Here is a 4,331-nt window from a genome sequence, read left to right on the forward strand (position 1 = left end):
CCTCCCGCACCGCACAGGGCGGGCGCGCCGTCGGCGCCGTCGTCGCCCCGGACGTGCGCGCCGCCCTGGAGGCCGCCGGGCACCGGGTGGTCCCGCTGCTGCCGGGCACCGCGGCCGCGGTGGCCGAGCGCGTGGAGGCGGTCGTGGTGGACCTGGACGGCGTGCAGGGCCTGTGGGCGGGGGCGCTCGACGCCTCCGGTGCCGCCCTCTTCCTGGAGCTGCGCTCCGCCCTCGACGCGGCCGCCGACCGTGGCGTGAGCGTCTGGGTGCTCTCCCGCGGCCGCCACCGGCACCGGCTCGGTGCCCTCGCCCTGCTGCAGGCCGAGGACGTGATCGTGGTCGAGGCCGGGTCGGCCCGCGTGCCGCTGCACTTCACCGAGGATCCGGGCGACGCCCCCCAGGGCATCGTCGACGTCCTCCTCCACTGCCCCCAGGAGGCCGCATGAGCCCGGACCACCCGACCCCCGCCCGGCTGACGGACGCCTCCGGCCTCCGCGTCCTGCTCTACGGCGACGTGGACCTCAACGTGATGGACGGGTCCGCGACCTGGCTGCCGTCCATGGCCGAGACCCTCGCCCGCACCGGAGCCGCCGTGGACGTGCAGCTCAAGGCCGAGGAGCGCCGCGACCTGCTCACCGCGCCCCTGCGCCGCCTGGACGGCGTGCGCGTGCTCGCCGCCCGGCCCCCGGCCGGGCAGCACGCCATGTCCCCGGCCCGCGCCGCGGACGTCCTCCAGGAGCTGGACGCGGCGGACCCGTACGACGTCGTCCTGGTGCGCGGCATCCACGCGTGCGTCGAGCTCGCGGACCGCAAGGCGTTCGAGGGCCGGCTCTGGTCCTACGTCACCGAGTACGGCTATGTCGGGGAGGACTTCCCTCCGGAGCGGGTCGAGGAGATCTCCCGCGTGGCCGACGCGAGCCGGCTCATGCTGGCCCAGACGCCGCAGGCGCGCGCCGTCCTGGAGGCCCTCGTCCCCGCGGCCGCCGGACGCACCGTGCTGCTCTCGCCCATGGTGCCCGACTCGCTCGTCCCGGCCGTGCGCCCCGACGACCACGGCACGGGGCCGGTCCGCCTCGTGTACGCCGGCAAGTTCGCCTACGACTGGCGCACCGACCTCATGCCGGACATCCTGGCCGCCCTCCAGGAGGCCGGCGTCCCGGCGACGCTGACGATGGTGGGGGACAAGGTCCACCGGGAGCCCGAGCACCGCGGCTGGGCGGCCGCCATGCGCGCCCGCCTCGAGTCCGACATGCCGGGCTTCGAGTGGACCGGGGCGATCCCGCGTGAGGAGGCCCTGGCGCGCACCGCCGAGGCGGACATCTCCCTCGGCTGGCGCACGCCCGCGCTCGACCTCTCCCTCGAGATCTCCACCAAGGTGCTCGAGAGCTGCGCGGTGGGCGTCCCACCGCTCGTCAACCGCACCGTGGCCCACGAGGAGCTGCTGGGCGCGGACTACCCGCTGTTCGTCGAGGCGCTGACGGACTCCGCGCAGGACATCGCCGCGCGGATCGCGGCGGTGCGCCACGAGCTTCCGGCCCTGTCCCGGCGCGTGGTCGAGGCGGCCGAGCCGTACCGCATGACCGCGCGCGCCCAGGTCGTGGTCGGCTATCTCCGCCGTCTCGGGCTGCTGGAGACGCCCCGGACCGCGGAGCCGGTGCCGGCCCGCACCGCGCCCCGCACGCGGGTCGTCCTCGCCGGCCACGACCTCAAGTTCGCCGGCGAGCTCGTCGACCTGCTGCGCGACGACCCCACGGTCGAGCTGCGGCTGGACCGCTGGGAGGGCCTGCACCGCCACGACGAGGCCGCCTCGCGGCGCCTCGTGGAGTGGGCCGACGTCGTGGTCTGCGAGTGGGCCGGGCCGAACGCGGTCTGGTACGCCCGCCACAAGCGCCCCGGCCAGCGCCTCGTGGTGCGCCTGCACATGTTCGAGCTGCGCGGCGGCTGGCTCTCCGCGCTGGAGGCCGGCGCCGTGGACCGGCTCGTCACGGTCTCCGACCTCTACCGCGACCTGACGCGCGAGCATCTGGCCATCGACCCCGATCGCGTCACCGTGATCCCCAACGCCGTCTCCCTGGCGGACCTGGACCGGCCCGCCGCCGACGGGCGCCGGCACCGCCTGGGCATCGTGGGCGTGGTACCGCTGCGCAAGCGGCTCGACCGCGCGGTGGACCTGCTCGAGGCGCTGCGCGAGCACGACGACCGGTTCACCCTGCACGTGCGCGGCCGCATGCCGTGGGAGTACCCGCACGAGTGGCGCAAGCCGGTGCAGCGCGAGGCCTACCTGGACCTGTTCTCCCGGATCGGGGCGGGACCGCTGCGCGAGGCGGTGGCGTTCGAGCCCTTCGGCGCGGACATGGGCTCGTGGCTGACGAAGATCGGCTGGGTGCTGTCCCCGTCCACCACGGAGAGCTTCCACCTCGCGCCCGCCGAGGGCATGGTCTCGGGGGCCGTCCCGCTCGTCTGGGACCGGCCGGGCGCCGTCGGCGTGTTCGGCGAGGACCTCGTGGTGGCCGACACCGACGCCGCGGCGCGGCGGGTGCTCGAGGCTGTGGCGGACGACGCGTGGTGGGAGGCGCTCTCCGCTCACGCACGGGAGCGGGTGCGCCCGTACGACGAGCGCGCCGTGGCCGGCCTGTGGCGCCAGGCGCTCGGCCTGGGCTGAGGCCGCGCGGGGCGGGGCGGCGGTAGGGTGTGTCAGGGCCGCCTCCGTCTCACCGGGCGTGGCATGCACCGTACCGTCGCCAGCAGGGAGTCCACGTGAAGAAGATCGAAACCGTCGCCGTCATCGGGCTGGGCTACATCGGCCTGCCGACCGCCGCCATCCTCGCCGAGAACGGCGTGAAGGTGCTCGGCGTGGACGTGACCGACCGCACCGTGGACGCCGTCAACGCCGGCACCGTCCCCTTCGTGGAGCCGGACCTGGCCGACTTCGTGGCGCGAGCCGTGGACAAGGGCCTGCTGTCCGCCTCGAAGGAGACCCCCGCCGCGGACGCCTACATCGTGGCCGTGCCGACCCCGTTCAAGGACGGCCACTCGCCGGACCTGGGCTACATCGAGGCGGCCGCCCGCGGCCTGGCCCCGCAGCTCACCGGCGACGAGCTCGTGATCCTCGAGTCCACCTCGCCCCCCGGCGCCACCGAGCACATGGCCGAGGTCATCTACGCCGTGCGCCCGGAGCTACGCGAGGCCGAGCTCGACTTCGCCCACTGCCCCGAGCGCGTCCTGCCCGGCCGCGTGATGGTCGAGCTGGTCACCAACGACCGCATCGTCGGCGGCTCCACCCCGCGCGCCGCCCAGCGCGCCAAGGAGCTCTACGAGACCTTCTGCGAGGGCGCGATCCTCCTCACGGACACCCGCACCGCCGAAATGGCCAAGCTGGTGGAGAACTCCTTCCGCGACGTGAACATCGCCTTCGCCAACGAGCTCTCCGTGATCTGCGCCGAGCAGGGCATCGACGTGTGGGAGCTCATCGAGCTGGCCAACCACCACCCGCGCGTGAACATCCTCCAGCCCGGTCCGGGCGTGGGCGGGCACTGCATCGCCGTGGACCCGTGGTTCATCGTCGACGCCGCCCCGCAGACGGCCCGCATCATCCGCGCGGCCCGCGAGATCAACGACGGCAAGCCGCAGTGGGTCATCGACCAGGTCAAGGCGGCCGCGTTCGACGTCCAGCAGGAGACCGGTCGCGCGCCCGTCGTCGCCGCCCTCGGCCTGGCGTTCAAGCCGAACATCGACGACCTGCGCGAGTCCCCGGCGCTGAACATCGCCGCCGACCTGGCGGACCAGTTCTCCGGCTCCGAGGTCCTCGTGGTCGAGCCCCACGTGGAGGAGCTGCCGGCGAAGCTGCAGGGCAAGGCCAACGTGCGCCTGGTCTCGGCCGACGAGGCCGTGACCGCCGCGGACATCGTGCTGCTGCTCGTGGACCACGACGCCTTCGCCGGCCTCGGCGAGGCGGTCGCCGGCAAGCGCGTGATCGACACGCGCGGCCAGTGGCGGGGCACCGCCGGCCTGTGAGCCCCCGGCGCCCGTGCGGCGCCGGCCCCGCTGAGAGGAGCACGGATCCATGTCCGCCACGGAACGCCCCGCCGCCCGGCGGCCGCTCGTGCGCAACCTCGCGCTGACCGCCCAGACGGTGCGCGAGCACGTCGCCGACGACTCCGTGCTCCTGGCCCTGCAGGTCTCCCGGCGGCTGCCGCGGGCCCTGTCCTCGAAGGCTGCCGCGGTGCTCGTGCGCATCGGCCGCTCCGGGGTGGCCCCCGCGGTCGGGCACGAGATGCGGGGGGACCGCGAGGCCGCCCTGGCCGCCCTCGGCGTCGAGGGCGGCGCGCCGT

General features: G+C 75.1%; 3 protein-coding genes and 1 pseudogene. All 4 read left to right on the forward strand.

All coding sequences use genetic code 11. From position 1 onward, the window contains the following. On the forward strand, nucleotides 1–446 hold a 446-nt coding region (locus NWP10_RS10665), incomplete at its 5' end, for a hypothetical protein (RefSeq protein ID WP_258300889.1). Then, nucleotides 443–2,662, forward strand: a complete 2,220-nt coding sequence (locus tag NWP10_RS10670; protein WP_258300890.1) for a glycosyltransferase — start codon at nucleotides 443–445, stop codon at nucleotides 2,660–2,662. The genes NWP10_RS10665 and NWP10_RS10670, both read left to right, overlap by 4 nt. A gap of 95 nt (nucleotides 2,663–2,757) precedes the next feature. After that, the gene (wecC, locus tag NWP10_RS10675) at nucleotides 2,758–4,014 is read left to right on the forward strand and encodes a UDP-N-acetyl-D-mannosamine dehydrogenase (RefSeq protein ID WP_258300891.1); all 1,257 of its coding nucleotides are present in this window, start codon (nucleotides 2,758–2,760) and stop codon (nucleotides 4,012–4,014) included. A 49-nt stretch (nucleotides 4,015–4,063) separates the two neighbouring features. After that, nucleotides 4,064–4,331: pseudogene (locus tag NWP10_RS10680) on the forward strand (glycosyltransferase WbuB); the annotation flags it as partial.

Source organism: Micrococcus sp. HG099 (assembly GCF_024723355.1).
Lineage (GTDB): Bacteria > Actinomycetota > Actinomycetes > Actinomycetales > Micrococcaceae > Micrococcus > Micrococcus endophyticus.